The 17,662-nt window shown below is 37.3% G+C and carries 20 protein-coding genes and 1 riboswitch; of the genes, 15 read left to right on the top strand and 5 right to left on the bottom strand.

The genetic code is table 11. The features are described 5' to 3' along the window. The first annotated feature begins 256 nt into the window (after positions 1–256). Positions 257–1,507: a hemolysin family protein gene (locus HMPREF3177_RS08145; RefSeq protein ID WP_068130148.1), complete on the top strand. Its 1,251-nt coding sequence runs from the start codon at positions 257–259 to the stop codon at positions 1,505–1,507. Beyond that, on the top strand, positions 1,488–2,345 hold the full coding sequence (locus tag HMPREF3177_RS08150) for a metallophosphoesterase (protein ID WP_246827421.1): 858 nt from the start codon (positions 1,488–1,490) through the stop codon (positions 2,343–2,345). The genes HMPREF3177_RS08145 and HMPREF3177_RS08150 overlap by 20 nt, the downstream gene beginning before the upstream one ends. Positions 2,346–2,382: 37 nt before the next feature. Here the strand turns inward: HMPREF3177_RS08150 and menC are convergent, their stop codons facing one another. After that, on the bottom strand, positions 2,383–3,522 hold the full coding sequence (gene menC, locus HMPREF3177_RS08155; protein ID WP_070458615.1) for an o-succinylbenzoate synthase: 1,140 nt from the start codon (positions 3,520–3,522) through the stop codon (positions 2,383–2,385). Between the two features lie 105 nt (positions 3,523–3,627). On the opposite strand from menC, the gene HMPREF3177_RS08160 reads away from it, so the two are divergent. Further along, positions 3,628–4,743, top strand: coding sequence for an amidohydrolase (locus HMPREF3177_RS08160; RefSeq protein ID WP_070458618.1), 1,116 nt, complete (start codon positions 3,628–3,630; stop codon positions 4,741–4,743). 11 nt (positions 4,744–4,754) lie between these two features. Next, positions 4,755–5,444 carry an SDR family oxidoreductase gene (locus tag HMPREF3177_RS08165; protein ID WP_070458621.1) on the top strand — a complete coding sequence of 230 codons (690 nt, stop codon included), beginning with the start codon at positions 4,755–4,757 and terminating at the stop codon, positions 5,442–5,444. A 39-nt stretch (positions 5,445–5,483) separates the two neighbouring features. Here HMPREF3177_RS08165 and pdxS read toward each other — a convergent pair whose 3' ends face one another. Beyond that, entirely contained in the window at positions 5,484–6,365 is an 882-nt protein-coding gene (pdxS, locus tag HMPREF3177_RS08170; protein WP_371440547.1) for a pyridoxal 5'-phosphate synthase lyase subunit PdxS, read from the bottom strand. A 94-nt stretch (positions 6,366–6,459) separates the two neighbouring features. On the opposite strand from pdxS, the gene HMPREF3177_RS08175 reads away from it, so the two are divergent. Both HMPREF3177_RS08175 and HMPREF3177_RS08180 read left to right on the top strand, forming a co-directional pair. Then, entirely contained in the window at positions 6,460–7,803 is a 1,344-nt protein-coding gene (locus tag HMPREF3177_RS08175) for a MocR-like pyridoxine biosynthesis transcription factor PdxR (RefSeq protein ID WP_070458626.1), read from the top strand. A gap of 74 nt (positions 7,804–7,877) precedes the next feature. After that, entirely contained in the window at positions 7,878–8,630 is a 753-nt protein-coding gene (locus HMPREF3177_RS08180; RefSeq protein ID WP_070458630.1) for a DUF6612 family protein, read from the top strand. A 24-nt stretch (positions 8,631–8,654) separates the two neighbouring features. On the opposite strand, the gene HMPREF3177_RS08185 is transcribed toward HMPREF3177_RS08180, so the two are convergent. Then, positions 8,655–9,581 carry a VOC family protein gene (locus tag HMPREF3177_RS08185; RefSeq protein ID WP_083286927.1) on the bottom strand — a complete coding sequence of 309 codons (927 nt, stop codon included), beginning with the start codon at positions 9,579–9,581 and terminating at the stop codon, positions 8,655–8,657. 97 nt (positions 9,582–9,678) lie between these two features. On the opposite strand from HMPREF3177_RS08185, the gene HMPREF3177_RS08190 reads away from it, so the two are divergent. After that, positions 9,679–10,293, top strand: a complete 615-nt coding sequence (locus HMPREF3177_RS08190; RefSeq protein ID WP_070458633.1) for an alpha/beta hydrolase — start codon at positions 9,679–9,681, stop codon at positions 10,291–10,293. Here HMPREF3177_RS08190 and HMPREF3177_RS08195 read toward each other — a convergent pair. Further along, positions 10,288–11,130 carry a Cof-type HAD-IIB family hydrolase gene (locus HMPREF3177_RS08195; RefSeq protein ID WP_070458636.1) on the bottom strand — a complete coding sequence of 281 codons (843 nt, stop codon included), beginning with the start codon at positions 11,128–11,130 and terminating at the stop codon, positions 10,288–10,290. The two genes, HMPREF3177_RS08190 and HMPREF3177_RS08195, sit on opposite strands and share 6 nt — an antisense overlap. A gap of 15 nt (positions 11,131–11,145) precedes the next feature. Continuing rightward, positions 11,146–12,045: an acetamidase/formamidase family protein gene (locus HMPREF3177_RS08200; RefSeq protein ID WP_070458639.1), complete on the bottom strand. Its 900-nt coding sequence runs from the start codon at positions 12,043–12,045 to the stop codon at positions 11,146–11,148. 144 nt (positions 12,046–12,189) lie between these two features. On the opposite strand from HMPREF3177_RS08200, the gene HMPREF3177_RS08205 reads away from it, so the two are divergent. The 8 genes from HMPREF3177_RS08205 (at position 12,190) to HMPREF3177_RS08240 (ending at position 17,552) form a co-directional block, all read left to right on the top strand. After that, on the top strand, positions 12,190–12,699 hold the full coding sequence (locus tag HMPREF3177_RS08205) for a GNAT family N-acetyltransferase (protein ID WP_070458641.1): 510 nt from the start codon (positions 12,190–12,192) through the stop codon (positions 12,697–12,699). A gap of 58 nt (positions 12,700–12,757) precedes the next feature. Further along, positions 12,758–13,021 (top strand): AbrB/MazE/SpoVT family DNA-binding domain-containing protein, encoded by a 264-nt coding sequence (locus HMPREF3177_RS08210; RefSeq protein ID WP_068130186.1) that lies wholly within the window; start codon positions 12,758–12,760, stop codon positions 13,019–13,021. A 23-nt stretch (positions 13,022–13,044) separates the two neighbouring features. Continuing rightward, complete coding sequence (locus HMPREF3177_RS08215) at positions 13,045–13,362, top strand: type II toxin-antitoxin system PemK/MazF family toxin (protein ID WP_210388795.1); 318 nt, start codon at positions 13,045–13,047, stop codon at positions 13,360–13,362. Between the two features lie 84 nt (positions 13,363–13,446). Next, positions 13,447–13,549: riboswitch (SAM riboswitch) on the top strand. Between the two features lie 55 nt (positions 13,550–13,604). Beyond that, a complete protein-coding gene (locus tag HMPREF3177_RS08220; protein ID WP_070458647.1) occupies positions 13,605–14,621 on the top strand; it encodes a methionine ABC transporter ATP-binding protein in 1,017 nt (338 codons plus the stop codon). Further along, positions 14,614–15,267 carry a methionine ABC transporter permease gene (locus tag HMPREF3177_RS08225; protein WP_040928560.1) on the top strand — a complete coding sequence of 218 codons (654 nt, stop codon included), beginning with the start codon at positions 14,614–14,616 and terminating at the stop codon, positions 15,265–15,267. The genes HMPREF3177_RS08220 and HMPREF3177_RS08225 overlap by 8 nt, the downstream gene beginning before the upstream one ends. 4 nt (positions 15,268–15,271) lie before the next feature. After that, complete coding sequence (locus tag HMPREF3177_RS08230) at positions 15,272–16,075, top strand: MetQ/NlpA family ABC transporter substrate-binding protein (protein ID WP_070458650.1); 804 nt, start codon at positions 15,272–15,274, stop codon at positions 16,073–16,075. 3 nt (positions 16,076–16,078) lie between these two features. After that, positions 16,079–17,242 carry an aminotransferase class I/II-fold pyridoxal phosphate-dependent enzyme gene (locus tag HMPREF3177_RS08235; RefSeq protein WP_070458653.1) on the top strand — a complete coding sequence of 388 codons (1,164 nt, stop codon included), beginning with the start codon at positions 16,079–16,081 and terminating at the stop codon, positions 17,240–17,242. A gap of 88 nt (positions 17,243–17,330) precedes the next feature. Continuing rightward, positions 17,331–17,552, top strand: coding sequence for a hypothetical protein (locus HMPREF3177_RS08240; protein WP_068130203.1), 222 nt, complete (start codon positions 17,331–17,333; stop codon positions 17,550–17,552). Positions 17,553–17,662 lie beyond the last annotated feature (110 nt).

The following is a 17,662-nucleotide window of genomic DNA, read 5'->3' on the forward strand; positions in this document are numbered from 1 at the left end:
AAAATTATATTTAACAAAATCGTGGTGCGCGGGGCAGAATATGTTAAATATATCCGGATAACTAACAAAATAGCGATATTTATGTTAAATAAAATCCGAACAAATGCACTTATTGCCCTTTACAGATAAAAAGCACCCATCCACACCGGTTTCCACTTGCTTTTCAACCTACTAATCCTCTTTCACCTCAATTATTTTATTTTCTACGCTATGTTTTGTAAAATAATAGTATTACTGATGAACGGAGTCGACGATAATGCTTATCGCCATATTTATATTGTTTTTTGTGTCGCTGTTTTTCTCTGGAAGTGAAACGGCGCTTACTGCAGCGAACCAGTTGAGATTACAAAGTGAAGCGAACGCTGGTGACCTCCAATCAAAGAAATTACATAAATTAGTATCTAAACCAAGTGAGTTTATTACGACGATTTTAATTGGAAATAATATCGCGAACCTCGTGATGCCAGTACTTCTTACGACGATCGCAATCGAGTATGGCTATAACTTAACGGTACTGACGATTATTTTAACTGTGAGTATTATTTTATTTGCTGAAATTTTACCGAAGTCGATCGTAGCAGCGTTTCCTGAACAAGTCGGTAAAATGGTTATGCCGATTATTAATTTATTTATAATTATCTTTAAGCCGATTACAATCGTGCTGAATAAGATTACTGATCTCATTACAAATAAATTATCTAAAGGTGAAAAGGAATCTTGGACTGTCACTAAAGATGAGATTATGTCGATTGTTGATATCGCAGGTGGTGAAGGGGCGCTTGATAGAAAAGAGTCATTACGTCTTCGTGGTGTACTCGACTTTGATACGTTAAATGTTAAAGACGTCCTTCAAACGCCGCGTACAGAAATGCATGCGATTCAAATCGATTCGACATTTGAAGAAGTTAGAGATATCGTCATCGAAGGAATGTACACGAGATACCCAGTTTATGGTGAAGATACGGACGATATTATCGGGATTTTCCATACGAAGTATTTACTCAAGTGGTCACTCGATCCAAGCCGACCATTTGTCGATTTTTGTGATACAGATCCGTTACGAGTTAGAGAGTTTAATAATATTGAAGAAGTACTCCTTCTTATGACGAAACACCGTCGCCATATGGTTATCGTAATGGATGAATATGGTGGTACAGAAGGATTACTAACACACGAAGATATTATCGAAACACTTCTCGGTATTGAGATTAAAGACGAACTGGATACGACAGAGAGTGCGATCGTTCGTTATTTACGTGATGACGTTATCGTTTGTGATGGTAAAATCACGCTACACAGGCTAAACGGAATTTTCCAGTCAAATATTCCAGAAGAAGAAAACACGTTATCCGGTTACTTATATTATCTATTCGAAGATATTCCGGAGCGCTTTGATACGATAGAAGACGATGAAAACCGCTATGAAATTTTAGTTATGGAAGAAAACACGATTCGTCTCGTACGTATTACTAAACTCGAGGTTGAAGATGATGAAATCACGAGCTAACATATTCGCTGTTCTAACAGGGTTTTTCATCGCGCTTGGAAGATTTCTATGGGTGCAAAATAAAAATATCTTCACACGTAAAGTGACGCATCAATCATCAAAAATTCCGGCGTCATTTGATGGATTTAAAATCACACAAGTGTCAGATTATCACAACACGTATTTTGGACGAAATGGAAAACATTTACTACAAGCAGTTAAAGAAACGAACCCGGATATCATTTTAGTCACAGGCGATTTAATCGACAGACGTACTACGAACGAAAAACGTGGGATTCAAATGCTCGCAAGCCTTATGGAGATTGCGCCGTGTTATTATGTAACAGGAAATCATGAGGCATTTTATAAAGACTTCGAAGGCATTTACAAAAAAATTTTAAATACAGGTGTCAATAACGCATCGACGAATAATTTTTTCATCTCGCGCGGCAATGACACGATAGAAATTACAGGAATTCACGATTTAAGAATTTTTGGAGATGAAGAAACCAACCCAAATATTTATAACAAATACGATGAGATGTTAGATGATCGTTTAAATCATGTTGGGGACTATTTTACAATCTTACTCGCGCATCGACCAGAACAGTTTTCGAGATATTCGAAATACCCGGTGGATCTAATATTTAGTGGCCACGCGCACGGCGGTCAAATAAGGCTTCCAATTGTAAAAGGGTTATATGCCCCAGACCAGGGTGTACTACCTAAATTCACTGAAGGTATTCATACAAAAAATAATTCAGCACTCATCATTAGCCGTGGCCTTGGGAATAGTCGCTTCCCGTGGCGCGTGTTTAATCGACCAGAAATTGTATCAGTAACGTTAAAAGCAAAATAATGGGCATCACTGAACTCTATTCAGTGATGCCTATTTTTTAGTCGAAAAATACCATGTCGAGTTTATCTTCTTTCGTAATCACATCTGTTTCGAGTAAATACTGATTGAGTTTTTCAAAATCAACATCTGAACCGATGCCTGGTTTGTCACTTACTGTGACGACCCCATTTTCTGCAACGACTTCTGGAGAGATAATATCCATATCCCAGTATCGGCTTGAAGATGCTGTGTCACCAGGAAGTGTGAAGTTAGATAATGTTGTAATCGCGATATTTGTTAAACGACCAACACCCGCTTCTAACATTCCACCACACCATAGGGGGATATTGTTTGCTTTCGCGAGATCGTGGATTTTAATTGATTCTGCTAGTCCACCGACGCGTCCGACTTTAACGTTAATAATTTTACAGCTACCGAGCTCAATCGCAGCTTTTGCGTTTTCATAGCTATCGATTGATTCATCTAAACAGACAGGTGTCTCGATTTCTTTTTGAAGTTTTGCGTGATCTACGATATCTGAACTACCGAGTGGTTGTTCAATCATCATTAAGTTAAATTCATCGAGCGCTTTTAACGTTTCGACGTCATCTAACGTATATGCTGAGTTAGCGTCGACCATAAGTGGAATGTCTGGGAAATGTTTACGGATCAGACGAACGTATTCAACATCTCGACCAGGTTTAATTTTTACTTTAATTCGTTTATATCCTTCGTTAACTTTCTCCTCGATTTTCGGAAGAATTGCTTCATCTGTTTCTTCTAACCCTAGAGAAATACCAACTTCGACTTTTGTTTTCTCGCCGCCAAGCACTTTGTATAACGGTTCACCGATTTGTTTTGCGTATAAATCCCATACTGCAGTTTCAACACCAGATTTTGCCATGTTATTACGTTTAAATGGCTTAAAAATCTCAGTGACTTCTTTAGGATGACTCAATTCGCTTTGGATGAGTAGTGGACCAAAGTATTTCTTAATTGCAACGACTGCACTATCCATAAATTCTTCAGAATATAATGGGTCCTCTCCAGCCACACATTCTCCAAAACCGCTTAAACCATTTTCGTCGATGACTTCAACGATTGTCACGAAGCGGTCAATTTGCGTTCCAAAACTTGTGGTAAATGGAGTTTTCATTTCCATTTTTAACTTGTGAAGTTTAATTGTTTCGATATTCATAACGCATCTCCTTTAAATTATCGTCTCACGACGACAAAACCTTTGTTAAAGTTATAGTGTATACGTTATCATTATATCAAATACACTATTGAAAAGAGGATAAAAATGACTGAACCTGAAATAATTCAAACTGAAATTAATAAAATTTTTAAACACATTCATGCGCACCCTGAACTAAGCTTACAAGAAGTTCAGACGACACAATATATTTTTAATTATTTAGAGAAAAGAGGATTTTCACCAGTTAAATTCGAAGATTTCCCAGGACTATATTGCGACATTGGGGATTTTAGTGAGAGTAGCGTAAAAATCGGTGTTCGAGCGGATATCGATGCGTTATGGCAAGAAGTAAATGGTGTCGAGCAGGCGAATCATTCGTGCGGACACGATGCACATACTGCAATGGTGATCGGCGCGATGTTAATGCTAAAAGACAACATGCCTGAAAATAAAGGCGTGCGCTTTGTATTCCAACCAGCAGAAGAAATTGGACTCGGTGCACAAAAGATAAACGAAACAGGTATTATTAACGATTTAGATTACATGTTTGGAATACACTTACGTCCGATTGAAGAAGCAAAATCTGGCTATATTTCACCGAGTATTGAGCACGGTGCCACAGGTTCGATTGCATTTAAAATTATCGGTGAAGATGCGCACGGCGCACGACCACATTTAAACACGAACGCGATTGAAATTGGTTCAACAATCGTAGCGATGCTAGAAAACATCCATGTTAACCCAATGATTCCACACTCGATTAAAGTGACAAAATTCCATGCAGGTGGTCAGTCGTTAAATATTATCCCAGGTAGTGTGTCGATGGGTATTGATTTACGCGCGCAGACAAATAAAGTAATGGATAAAATAATCAATGAAGTGATGGACGTATTAAAAACAATTGAAACATTATATGAAGTTGAAGTCGACATTGAAGAATCTCAAAAAATGGTCGCAAGCGAAAGCCATGAAGACGCGATTGACGTATTAAGGCAAGCGATTATAAGCGCGGTAGGAGAAGAGTATTTAATCGATCCGATTATTACGAGTGGAGGAGATGACTTCCATTTTTACACGGTAGGGAATCCACACTTAAAAGGTGCGATGATCGGTCTAGGCTGTAATTTAACGCCAGGGCTTCACCACCCATATATGAAGTTTGATTATGATATGATGCCAGTAGGGGCACAAGTAATTTACGAAGCGATTATGAAAGTGTAAAGGAGAATTTCATGGATTTAACAGGTAAAACAGCAATAGTAACAGGTGGTAACGGAGGTATTGGCCTTGCAATCGCGAAGCGACTCGTTGAAGAAGGTGCGAACGTCACGATTACCGGCCGAAGTGAAGATAAACTACAATCTGCGTTAAAAGAATTAAATAGCGACCACGTACTCGCTCTAAAAACAGACGTTTCAAAATTTGATGAAGTAAAACAATTAGTCGATAAAACGAAAGAAAAATTCGGTGAAATCGATATTTATGTAAACAACGCAGGCCTTATGAAAAGTAGCCGAGTAACTGATGGTGACGTAAAGTCATGGGATAATATGATAGACACGAATATTAAAGGTGTTCTATACGGTGTTCACCACGTCGTATCTGATATGAAAGAAAGAGGAAGCGGACATATTATTAATACGACGAGTGTATCTGCACACGAAGTGACAAAACAAAGTACTGTATACTCCGCGACGAAAATCGCAGCACTCACAATTGGGCAAGGGTTAGAAAAAGAACTCGCGCATACTGGAGTGAGAGTGACGAGCATTTCTCCAGGTATGGTCGACACAAGACTTGCTGAAAATGTAAAGTCTGACCGTAAAAAATTAGAAGCAAGAGATATTGCGAACGCAGTCATTTATGCACTCACTCAACCAGATTATGTGAACGTCAACGAAATCATCGTTAGACCAGTATAATAAATAAAGCACTCCTTACGGAGTGCTTTTAAATTTTAATTATTCACTTCTATCTGCCATAAGTTCAGCTGCATCGAGTGTTCTAATATCGATACCTTTCATAGCTGCACCTAAGTCTTTCGCAAGTTCACCGATGAGTTTGTAGTCTTTATAGTTTTCAGTTGCTTGTACGATTGCTGATGCAAATTTTTCAGGGTCTTCAGATTTAAAGATACCTGAACCGACGAATACACCGTCCGCACCAAGTTCCATCATAAGTGCTGCGTCTTGAGGTGTTGCAACACCACCTGCTGCGAAGTTTAATACAGGTAAACGTCCGTATTCACGAATTGCACGTAATACGTCGATCGGTGCACCAAGTTCTTTACTAGCTGTCATTAATTCCGCTTCGTCTAAGTTTAAAATGTGCTCGACTTCTTTGTTCACTTGTCTCATATGTCTCACTGCTTCAACGATGTTACCAGTTCCTGGTTCACCTTTCGTACGTAGCATCGTAGCACCTTCACCAAGGCGACGTGCAGCTTCGCCTAAGTTTCTACATCCACAAACGAATGGTGTGTCGTATGTCCATTTGTCTAAGTGGTATTCTTCATCTGCAGGAGTTAATACTTCAGACTCATCGATATAGTCGACGTTTAACGCTTCTAACGTACGTGCTTCAGAGATATGTCCGATACGACCTTTCGCCATAACCGGGATAGATACTGCGTTTTGCACTTCTTCGATAATTGAAGGGTTTGCCATACGTGCAACGCCACCCATTTTACGAATGTCGCTTGGTACAGCTTCTAACGCCATTACAGCAACCGCTCCTGCTTTTTCAGCGATTTTTGCTTGTTCAGCGTTAATGACGTCCATAATGACGCCACCTTTCATTTTTTGACTTAATTCCGATTCTAAATGTAAATATGATCGACTCACTGTCATCCACCTCTTTTTTATTGATTAATTTCAGTGTAATTGATAATCTGATGCTTAGGAATACTCAAAACTATAAATACTTTAGGGGTCAGTTATGACATTATATTTAGAATTGTACGAGTCACTAAAATCACAAATTATATCTGGTGATTATGAAACAGACGATAAACTCCCGTCAAAGCGCCAGTTAGAAAAGTATTTAAACGTGTCACAAACGACTATCGAACGTGCGTATGAATTACTGTTAGACGAAGGGTTCATATACTCAAAACCGAGAAGCGGATATTATGTCAGTAAGCTAGAAGTGCTACCGGTCGTAAGAAAAACACAAATAGAATCAGATGAAAAAACGATAGAACAAGACTATACATATTCGTTTGAAACGGCTCAAGTAGACTTAGAGCACTTTCCGTTTGATACGTTTCGTAAATTGTCCCGACAAGTGTTTGACGCGCCATATGAACATTTGTTAAATGAAGATTATAACGAAGGGTTATATGAGTTGCGTCAACAAATTGCGAAATACCTGTTTAATAGTCGCGGTGTATCGGCATCTCACGATCAAATTATTATCGGGTCGTCGACAAATCAGTTGATGGAATACGTCGTAAGGTTATTAAACAACCATACGTTTATGATCGAATCACCGAGTTATCCACCAGCAAAAATGGTATTAGAAAAGCATAGAATTGATTACATGACACTGCCATTAGAATCAGACGGTATTAACATCGATGACGTTAAAAATAGTCATAGAGATGTGATTTTCATCACGCCAAGTCATCACTTTCCGACCGGTTCAGTGATGACGATTGAAAAGCGCACGCAACTATTAAAATGGGCATATGAAAAAGAAAATCGATATATTATCGAGGATGATTATGATTCAGAATTTCGTTATTTTAAAAAGCCATTACCTGCACTTCAAAGTTTAGATACGGAGTCACGCGTTATTTATATCAGTACGTTTTCTAAAGCATTATTTCCGATGCTTCGTATGGCGTATATGGTACTACCTAAACATTTAGTCGAAGATTTTCATCGGTTAAAATATAAAGAGTCGAATACAGTGCCGATTCATACGCAGCAAATCGTTGCGCTCTTTTTACGGAGTGGCCATTTCGACCGTCATTTAAATAAAATGCGTAATATTTATGAAAAGAAAATTACGTACATTATGAAGCGTCTAAAACCATATGAGACTGAGTTAACTGTAAGTGGTGAACAAGCGGGCATGCATTTTGTGTTAACAGTAACGAACGGCCGAACGTTAGATGATTGCTTAAAACGTGCGAAGACACGCGATTTAAAAATTGAGCCGATGAAAACATACGATAAAAATCATACAGATGTATCGTTTGTGATTGGCTTTGGTAGTATCCCTTTCAGTCAACTTGAAAGGCATATGGACGTGTTAATTGACGCGTTAACGGGTTAGATTTACTTTTTGTTAGTTTATCTTTAAATGTCATGTTATTATCGAAATAGAGAGTGTATCGGAGGAATTACAAAATGAGATTAACACGTTTTATCGGTTTAGGTTTAAGTTCACTATTAGTACTCAGCGCATGTTCGAATGACGAAAAGGAAGAAAAAGAAGTTGTCGAAGAAAAAACGACAACAACTGCTGAGAACGAAGAGGTAACTGAAGAAGTTAAAATAAATGACGAGACTTTACAAAAAGTCGTCGACAAATCGAGTGAGATCGATTCGTATCATACATCGCTAGAGGTTGATGCAGAATTAGACGGTGAAGTTGAAGAGGCAATGAACGTCGATGTCGAATATGTGGATGGGAATCCACCGGAAATTGCGTTAAAGTCTTCTGACGTTTTAAGAACGATCTCTAAAGGTGGTCGTACGTACTTTAATAACGATGAAGAGTGGGTAGAAATTACAGATTCTATCGACGAAGGTTCGTTATTTAGAGTGACGTATCAAAAGCTAGTGAATACGTTAATGACCGTTAAAGATGAGCTTGAAAGAGAAGAAGTCGACGGAAATTATGTATATAAATTTAAAGGTCAAAATCAAAATATATATCATGCGATAGAAAAACTGTTACACATGAACTTAGGAGAAGTCGATGTATCGAATCACGATATCGAATTAGAGTTTGTTGTCGACGAAGAGTATTTCATTCGTTCAATGATTTTTAATATTGCGATTGAAGATGAAGAAGGTACTGTAAACCTTAAAGGTGAAAGCACATTCGATTCGTTTAATGAAATCGATGGAATCGAAGTGCCAGAAGAAATAGATTAAAAGACTAGCCGAGGCTAGTCTTTTTTAGACTTCAATATCTTTTAAATATAATTCGATAAAGTCTCTATTTTCTTCTAAGAATGGTGGTAGGGATAACTTCTTTCCAAGTGTTTCAATTGGTTCGTCGACAGTAAATCCGTTCGTGTGAACTGCGAGTTCAACGACGATATTTCCTGGTACGTTAATATAGAGTGACGTGAAGTAGTAACGGTCGACAATACCGGAATTAACGTAATGTTCATCGTTTAAAAGATGTTCTAACTCTTTTAACTCATCGATACTATCGACATTTACTGCAAAATGATGCACACTCCCGTAACCTTGTTGCTCCATCATCGGTGAGCGGTTTTCTTTAACGTAAATGCGGTCATCACCGATTTTAATGACAGTATCATCTTGATTTTTAAAGTCTTCATCAACTATTCCCCCGAGTAGCTTTAACGTTTCAGTAAATGCTACTTGATACTGCACAGTAACTTCCACACCGTGTATACTCGTAATACGATATTTTTCAACGATTTCACCGTTGTTACCAAAAGGTACTACGTCTTCTTCAACAGGATCCACTATTAATATCATACGTTGGTTTTCAACGTCGTAAAATTTAAGTGCATCTTTACCACTATATTTAGAAATCCCTTCATGACGGATGTTAAAAGAATTGAAGCGGTCTTCAAAAAATTGTAACGCTTCGATTGATTGGACTCTAAAAATAGTCATCGTGATTGCATTTGTCCCATAGCGAACTGGTTGAGAATTTTTAATCTCGAAAAAAGTCATGTCCGTACCGATAGATCCTATTTTGTCTGCATAAAATAAGTGATACATTGATGTATCATCTTGATTGACTGTTTTTTTCACACGACGTAGTCCTAAAATTTTTGTAAAGAAATGGTTGTTGTACTGAATGTCTTTGGTGATTGCAGATACGTGGTGCATTTGATTAATCATATTCATCATCCTTTGGAATTCTTTAAAATAATTATAAGTCATTTATTATGAGTGTTTAGCTTTTTTGTCTTATCATAATAGTATTGGGAGTGAAAATATGAAACACTTATTTATTAAAGGGAAAAACAATTCAGAAGAAACATTAATTCTCCTTCATGGTACCGGTGGACGCGAGACAGATTTGCTCGACATCGCAGCAACGGTAAATAGTTCAGCAAATATTTTAGCATTTCGTGGAGACGTACTTGAAGGTCAACAACTTCGTTACTTTAAACGAATTCATCCTAAAAAATATGATGAAGACAGTTTAAAAAATGAAGGTCAAAAGTTATACGATGAAATTAAAAAATTATTTGAATTATATGACTTAGACTTAAATAAAGGATTTATTATTGGATATTCTAATGGCTCAAATATTGCCAGCCACGTATTATTAAACTATCCGTTACCGATATTTGGTGCATTTTTAATGCATCCAGCTTACTATTCAGAACAAATGCGAGACAGAGATTTAAGCCATTTAAATGTGTTAATTACAGCTGGAGCAAGAGACTTTAAGACGTCAGCTGGTGATGCGTTTAAAGTAAAGCAATTATTTGAAGAACGAAATGCAAACGTACAAATTGAACTCACCGATGGTGGTCATGAAATACATTCGGACGAACTGATGCAAGGTCATGTATTTTATATTCAAAAAAGAAGCGCATTATAAGTAATGCGCTTCGAAATATTGTGCGAGACCTTCTTCTTCGTTCGTAAATTCTGTTTTGTCATCGCTAAGGTCTTTTAACTCTTCAATCGCATGTTTCATTGCGACAGATTTCCCTGCGACTTTAAACATTGGGATATCGTTCATACTATCTCCGAATACATGAATGTCCGATAAATTTATATTAAAGTGTTCAGCAAGTACAGTGAGACCTGTACCTTTATCTACACCAGGAACCATAATTTCAGAGTTATGCACTGCGGTTTGATAGAGTGCATATTTTGTGTTGTTCTCTGAACGTTGATGGAGCGTATCGTAAAACTTGTTTATTTTATCTTTATAATTACTAAAGAAATATAGTTTAATAACGTCTGTTAAATCGATCGTATCTACCCACTGATTACTGTCTGTAATGCTTCGGCTTGCACCGATTGTTTCGTACGCGAGTACATCTTCTTCTGGTGGATGAAGTAAGTCTTCTAACGCGTATTCTTTATCTTGTAAAAATGTAAATGGACCGTCATTTGTCGTATTGACTTCGTAATAGACATTTTGTTCTCTTGCGATAGAAATGACTTCTTCAATCGTTTCTTTTTTAAATGTCGAACTTCTTAGCACTTGACCTTGAGCAACAACAACAACGCCACTTGCTGCGACGTATCCGTCGACCGGTAAATCTTTTGGTAACTTTGAGGATAATGATTTCATTGAACGGCCGGTTGCAATAAAAATGAGTATACCTTTTTCGTGCATGTTGTGAATGGCTTGTTCTAATCGTTTGCTAAATTTACCGTCATTCGTTAGAGCGGTACCGTCTAAATCAATTGCGACTGCCTTCATATTGAAAGCCTCCTATTATTTTAATTCGATGTTTAATTTGTCTAACACGTATTGCGGTACGAAGAAACGTGCAGTTTTTAACGGGTCTACGACTTGGTTGATTTCTGTTTGACCGACTAAACTCATTAACATCGTTAGTTCAGGTAGTGTTAATGTCGTTCTTGGTTCTAATATATTTTGAATCATGACTTGAACCGAACGGTCTACTGCCTCGTCCAAACTTTCATGAGATACAAATTGATAAATACCTTCATCGTTTACTAAAATTGGATGTTCAGTTTGCACGTTTTCGGCTTTTTCTAAAGTCACTGTCACTGATCCTTCAACTTCAAGACCTGAAACTGAAATTTCTCCGTCACCCATTGCTCCGTGTAAATCTCCTAGGCCAAATAATGCACCGTCGTGATAGACCGGTAAGTAAAGCGTCGCACCAGTTGTAACTTTCACAGAGTCCATGTTACCGCCGTGCGTATCTGGTGTGCCGTTGTTAATTGCTTCATCTTTTGGTGCGACACCGATTACTCCAACCATTTTGTTAATTGGAATTTCAATGTCGTTAAAGAGGACTGTATCATCTTTAATGTCGAGCACTTTAATCGACGGCTCGTGTAAATATTTACCCATCACACCAGCATCAGGAACTGTTACCATGACACCTTTATTACCTATTTCAATATCCTGAATCGTAACTTTTAAAACGTCCCCAGCTTGAATCCCATTGACGTAAATAGGCCCAGTTGCAGGGTTCATTTTATTCCAATCGAGTGAGTCAAATGCGTAATCTTCATCTTGAATTTGATTCGTAAAACAGTCGAGCGTGTCAATTTTAACAGTATCACCAACATCTACAGTTAACTTCGGTTTGTTATCTTTAGACATGTGATAAAAATAATGTTCGTTAGAAAGATGTTTCATCTAAAAATCCTCCTTAAATAATCAGTAATCAACTTCATTGTTACAAATAAACGAGAGCTTGTCTATTTAACTGATAAACAGACAAAGTGAGTGCAGAAAGTATAAATGTTACTATAGAAGTAGCATTAAAAAGGATGGGATACGATGAATTTAGAAATAAGAAAACCGAAAATTGAAGACGCAGAGTCAATCATTGAACATAAAATAAAAGTCACAAAAGAAAATCCAGACACACTCGCAACAGCAATTGAAAATCAGGAACCAGACTTAAATGATCAAATAGAAAAAATAAAAAATACAGGTGAGAATGACTTAAAACTCGTTGCAGTTGATGGTGACACAGTCATTGGAATCATTAATATGTTCCACGACAAGCGCCATAAATTCCGTCACATCGCACAATTTGGAATTAGTGTTCAACATAAATACGCAGGACACGGTATCGGAAGCAAACTCATTCAAGAAGTCGTCGATTTCGCGACAGAAAACGATAATATCGAAAAACTAATCCTCACAGTATTTGGTAACAACGACGGCGCGATCAAACTATACGAACGATTCGGATTCGAAAGTGAAGCAACACTAAAAGATCAAGTCAAACTAAACAACGACAGCTACACAGACCTCATCTACATGTCCAAATGGGTGAAGTAGAGAGATTAATTGCTAAAAAGTATATACATGTATATACTTAATTTAGGAGATGATTTTTATGAGTAACATAAAAACCAAAACAAAATTAGTGCAATGGGGAAACTCAAAGGCTACGCGACTGCCTAAAGAAGTGATTGATACACTGAATATCCAAGTAAATCAGAGTATTCTAGTAGAGGTAATTGATAATTCAATAGTTATGACTCCAGTTAATGAGGCTCCTAATTCTATCCATGATTTATTTAAAGATTGGAAAGATGATGGGATCAGGTCCGAGGAGCTAGATTGGGGAGAATCAAAAGGAGCTGAATTAAACTGGTAAATAATATAACACAGGGCGACATAGTGTATGTAAATTTTAATCCTAGTAAAGGACATGAGCAAAAATTTCATCGTCCAGCTCTAGTTATTAGTCATGATAAAGTTAGGGATATGAGTGGGATATCTATAGTAGTTCCAATTTCAAATACAAAACGTGAATATCCTTTATATCATGAATTAAAGACCACTAAGAAAATAACAGGAAAAGCTCTATTAGATCAAAGCCGAGTACTTGATCTAAAATCAAGAGGCCTCACACAGTCAAAAGTAGTCGAGAGAGTTTCAAAGAGAGAACTAAAAGAGCTTATAGAAACTTATAAATTAATCTTTACCGTTGATTGATTTACCTTTCAGGAGTTTTCTAACAATTTCGAAAAAGTGTTGTAAAATAGCTCTATGTGGTATAAGATTGTTTTAATTGAATATTAAATATCCAGAGAACTCGAGGGATTTGGCCCAGTGACAGTTCAGCAGCGGGCTTTTTAAGTACTGTGCTAATTCCAACGAGCAGATGCTTGACAGATATCATTACAAACCATTTGCTTATTTTAGTAAATGGTTTTTTATTTTGAGGAGGAGTTTCCATGAGTCATATTGAATTGAAGGGCGTTAGTAAGACTTACGATGTGAAAGGTAAGTCTGTTGAAGCGGTTAAAACGACGGATTTATCGATTCGCTCAGGTGAGATTTTTGGACTAATCGGCTTTAGTGGCGCAGGTAAAAGTACGCTACTACGCCTCATTAACTTACTTGAAGTGCCGACAACGGGTGACGTCATTGTCGGTGACGATAATTTAACAAAACTTTCTAAAGATAAACTACGTGTTAAACGTCAAAAGATCGGAATGGTGTTTCAGCATTTTAATTTAATTAACAGTAAAACAGTTGCTGAGAACATTAAGTTTGTTTTAAAAGCAGCGAAATATCCGAAAGAAAGAATGGACGCACGAGTGGATGAGTTGTTAACACTCGTCGGACTTTCAGATAAAAGAGATGCGTTACCTAAAAATTTAAGTGGGGGACAAAAACAGCGTGTCGGTATTGCACGTGCACTTGCAAATGATCCAGAAGTTTTACTATGTGACGAAGCGACGAGTGCGTTAGACCCTGAGATTACAAAAGAAATTTTAAAGTTATTAAAAGAGATTAATAAAACACTCGGTCTCACGATTGTTTTAATTACGCATGAAATGGAAGTCATAAAAGAAATTGCACATCGCGTTGGAGTCATGTCTAACGGAGAAATCATTGAAGTAGACGATGTTTATAACATATTTAGTAATCCGACACATGAAGTGACGAAAGGTTTCGTTCAAGAAATTTATAACTTCCAAGTGCCACCACATATTAAGACAACAAACGAAAACCGAATCATTACGTTAAAATTCGCAAAAGATACAGCAGAAGAAAACCATTTAAATCAGCTGTATAAACTATTTGATTTAAACATTAGTATTTTAAACGGTCGCATCGAATATATTAACGGCGATCCACTCGGTTTACTTATGTTACAAGTGAGTGGTGACGAAGCGGAAATCGGAAGATTTTTTAAACATATCGATGACAGAATCGGATTAGAGAGGGCTGAGATTTATGGATAAGTTAGATATTATACTACCGCTACTGTACCGCTCATTTTTAGAGACGGTATTAATGGTGTCTATTTCAATTTTCTTTGCGGTATTAATCGGTTTACCACTTGGAATTTTACTTTTCATAACGAGCGAACGTCAGTTATTTAAAGTGAAGTCGCTAAACGTCATACTCGGGTTTATTGTAAACGTGATTCGTAGTTTTCCGTTTATCATTTTAATCGTTGCGATTATGCCGTTTGCTACGTGGTTAGTAAATGCGTCACACGGACCAGTATTTGCGTCAGTTGCGTTAAGTATCGCAGCGATTCCATTATTTGCAAGACTCGCAGAGTCGAGTTTTCATAGTATCGATAAAGGTGTCATTGAAGCGTGTATCGCTGGAGGCGCACCGTTATCACAGATTATTTTTGACGTGTTAATACCAGAATCAAAACGAAGTTTAACTCAAGCGATAACGTTAACGATTATTTCAATCATTGCATTTAGTGCGACAGCTGGAGTTGTCGGTGGTGGAGGTATAGGTGACCTCGCAATCCGCTACGGATATTACAGATACGATACGTTCGTCATGTTAATCACTGTCGTATTATTAATCGTTATCGTACAACTCGTTCAATGGATTGGTGACTTTTTAAGTCAGAGAGAGGGGTAAAACTATGCGTGGAATTATTACATTTTTAGCAGGATGTTTAGTCGTCATCGGTATTTCATCTTATTTATTGAGCGACAAACAAGGTGAAGTCATTACGATCGGTGCGACGAGTGGACCATTTACAGATATGGTCGAAAAAGCGATACGACCTGAATTAGAAGAGATGGGGTATACGGTGAAAGTCGTTGAATACTCTGACTGGATTCAACCGAATACAGCACTCGCGAATGGCGATATAGATGCAAACCTGTTTCAAAATATTACGTTTATGAATAACTATAATGAGAAAAACGATAAGAATTTAATTGATTTAATACAAGTGCCAACTGCACCGATGGGATTATATTCTGGTAAATATAAGTCGTTAGACGATATAGAAAACGGTAGTGAAGTTGCGTTACCACCAGACCCAGTAAATATGAGTCGTGCATTTATGGTGTTAGAAGATTCGGGGTTAATCGAACTAAAAGAGGGTTATGATATGTTTGATATCACAGAAAATGATATTATAAGTAATAAGATGAACCTCAAGTTTGTTTATCAAGATGCGGGGCAACTTCCGAGAAGTGTGGATCAAATTGGTTTATCACTCGTACCAGGGAACTTTGCTTTAGCGAGTAACATGAAGTTAGAAGATGCACTTATATTAGAAAATATGTCAGAATACTTTAGAAATAGAATCGTCGTTAACGATGACCTTGCATCAGATAAGATTCGTGAAGATTTAATAAAAGCCGTACAATCGGAAGGATTCAACAAAGTAATCGACGAGGAGTTCAAAGGTTTTGACAAACCGGAGGATGATTAACAAATGGCAAACAAACGTTTAATGCAGTTAGAAGGAGACTTCTTTATGTCTCTACGTAAGCGTCTAGAAAAGATTAAACTGGGCGACAAACCATTACTCAATATGTCAATCGGTGTACCGGATGGTCGTACGCCAGATCACGTACTAGAAAACGTGAAGGAAACGATAGACGACATTCAAAACCACAAATACGCAGGTGTTAACGTTCGCGAAAACTTAATGCAAGCTGTTAAAGACTTTTATAAAAGACATTACGATGTCGAGTTAGAAGATGAAAACATCGCACTATTATACGGTTCAAAAAATGCAATCATTAACTTCCCAAGTCTCTTTATCGAGCCAGGAGAAGGGGTATACGTGCCAAATCCTGGATATATCGATTATGTACCAGGAGTAAAACTAGCGAATGGTGAAGTATATGATTTACCGTTACTAAAAGAAAATGATTTCTTACCGGACTTTGATAATTTAGATGATAAAGAATTAGACAACGCACGTTTAATCATTTTAAACTATCCATCAAACCCAGTCGGTGCAGTTGCGACAAAAGAGTTTTTCGATGAAACAGTCGAAAGATTTAAAGATACGGACATTATGCTGATCAACGATTTCGCGTATGCTGCATTCGGATTTGAAGGAAAGCCACCGAGCATTCTTGAAAGTGACAAAAACTTTGAAACGTCGATGGAATTTTTCTCATTATCAAAAGCGTTTAACATGTCTGGATTCCGAGTAGGATTTGCGGTCGGTAACAAAGATATGGTCGGCGCGCTGAATTTATATCAGTCGTTTGCACATGCAGGAATGTGGGGTGTTCAACAAGAAGCTGCTGCAACGGCGTTAAACGAATCCGATGAATTCTTATTAAAACAAAACGAAATATTTAAACGTCGACGTGACAAATTCGTGTCAGGACTTCGTGAAGTCGGTATCCCGTTAAATGATATTGACGGTGGTATGTTTGGATGGGTCGAAGTACCAAAAGGCTTTAATAGTGAGTCGTTCTTTGAATATCTATTAGAAGAACAGTCGATTATGGTCATCCCAGGATTCCCGTTCGGATCACTCGGTGAAAACCGAATTCGTGTATCACTCGCAATTGCAGATGAAGAGTTAGATGAAGTCGTCGAGCGATTCCAATCAATCAGTCATTTATGGAAAGAGTAGAAATGTAACGAATTAGTCAAAAATGACTGTTAAATGAAGTAGTAGTCATGTTACAGTGAACGTACGAACAATGAGGGGAATTAGTATTATGATGAAAAATTGGCAAGTCATAATTTATGCATTTGTAGGTGCATTATTTACTGGTGGAATTATATTTTCAATTACGAGCGTAATTACGCAAGAAAATCCACTCAGTTACGTCCTAATATTTGCATTATTGTTAGTACTATTCATTCTATTTACACTGTTACTATTTTCATATAAAAAACACCGTCCGAGTGTAGAAGACATGACAGACGACCGTGAATAATCACGGTCGTTTTTTATTTCTTTGGTGTAGTTGTTTTAATTGTCAACGTAATGAGATGTCCTTTAATGTAAAAGCAATTTGCGTTAAATAGTTTTTCATCTTTTAATGCA

Source organism: Nosocomiicoccus sp. HMSC09A07, from assembly GCF_001808485.1.
GTDB lineage: Bacteria > Bacillota > Bacilli > Staphylococcales > Salinicoccaceae > Nosocomiicoccus > Nosocomiicoccus ampullae_A.

What these genes read in the sequence shown, in the direction of transcription:
- HMPREF3177_RS08165 (WP_070458621.1), top strand. Translation starts at nt 4,755, where the DNA reads ATGGATTTAACAGGTAAAACAGCAATAGTAACAGGTGGTAACGGAGGT.
- HMPREF3177_RS08225 (WP_040928560.1), top strand. Translation starts at nt 14,614, where the DNA reads ATGGATAAGTTAGATATTATACTACCGCTACTGTACCGCTCATTTTTA.
- HMPREF3177_RS08150 (WP_246827421.1), top strand. Translation starts at nt 1,488, where the DNA reads ATGATGAAATCACGAGCTAACATATTCGCTGTTCTAACAGGGTTTTTC.
- HMPREF3177_RS08220 (WP_070458647.1), top strand. Translation starts at nt 13,605, where the DNA reads ATGAGTCATATTGAATTGAAGGGCGTTAGTAAGACTTACGATGTGAAA.
- HMPREF3177_RS08145 (WP_068130148.1), top strand. Translation starts at nt 257, where the DNA reads ATGCTTATCGCCATATTTATATTGTTTTTTGTGTCGCTGTTTTTCTCT.
- HMPREF3177_RS08185 (WP_083286927.1), bottom strand. Translation starts at nt 9,581, where the DNA reads ATGATTAATCAAATGCACCACGTATCTGCAATCACCAAAGACATTCAG.
- HMPREF3177_RS08195 (WP_070458636.1), bottom strand. Translation starts at nt 11,130, where the DNA reads ATGAAGGCAGTCGCAATTGATTTAGACGGTACCGCTCTAACGAATGAC.
- HMPREF3177_RS08175 (WP_070458626.1), top strand. Translation starts at nt 6,460, where the DNA reads ATGACATTATATTTAGAATTGTACGAGTCACTAAAATCACAAATTATA.
- HMPREF3177_RS08210 (WP_068130186.1), top strand. Translation starts at nt 12,758, where the DNA reads ATGAGTAACATAAAAACCAAAACAAAATTAGTGCAATGGGGAAACTCA.
- HMPREF3177_RS08180 (WP_070458630.1), top strand. Translation starts at nt 7,878, where the DNA reads ATGAGATTAACACGTTTTATCGGTTTAGGTTTAAGTTCACTATTAGTA.
- HMPREF3177_RS08190 (WP_070458633.1), top strand. Translation starts at nt 9,679, where the DNA reads ATGAAACACTTATTTATTAAAGGGAAAAACAATTCAGAAGAAACATTA.
- HMPREF3177_RS08205 (WP_070458641.1), top strand. Translation starts at nt 12,190, where the DNA reads ATGAATTTAGAAATAAGAAAACCGAAAATTGAAGACGCAGAGTCAATC.
- HMPREF3177_RS08240 (WP_068130203.1), top strand. Translation starts at nt 17,331, where the DNA reads ATGATGAAAAATTGGCAAGTCATAATTTATGCATTTGTAGGTGCATTA.
- menC (WP_070458615.1), bottom strand. Translation starts at nt 3,522, where the DNA reads ATGAATATCGAAACAATTAAACTTCACAAGTTAAAAATGGAAATGAAA.
- HMPREF3177_RS08200 (WP_070458639.1), bottom strand. Translation starts at nt 12,045, where the DNA reads ATGAAACATCTTTCTAACGAACATTATTTTTATCACATGTCTAAAGAT.
- HMPREF3177_RS08160 (WP_070458618.1), top strand. Translation starts at nt 3,628, where the DNA reads ATGACTGAACCTGAAATAATTCAAACTGAAATTAATAAAATTTTTAAA.
- HMPREF3177_RS08235 (WP_070458653.1), top strand. Translation starts at nt 16,079, where the DNA reads ATGGCAAACAAACGTTTAATGCAGTTAGAAGGAGACTTCTTTATGTCT.
- HMPREF3177_RS08230 (WP_070458650.1), top strand. Translation starts at nt 15,272, where the DNA reads ATGCGTGGAATTATTACATTTTTAGCAGGATGTTTAGTCGTCATCGGT.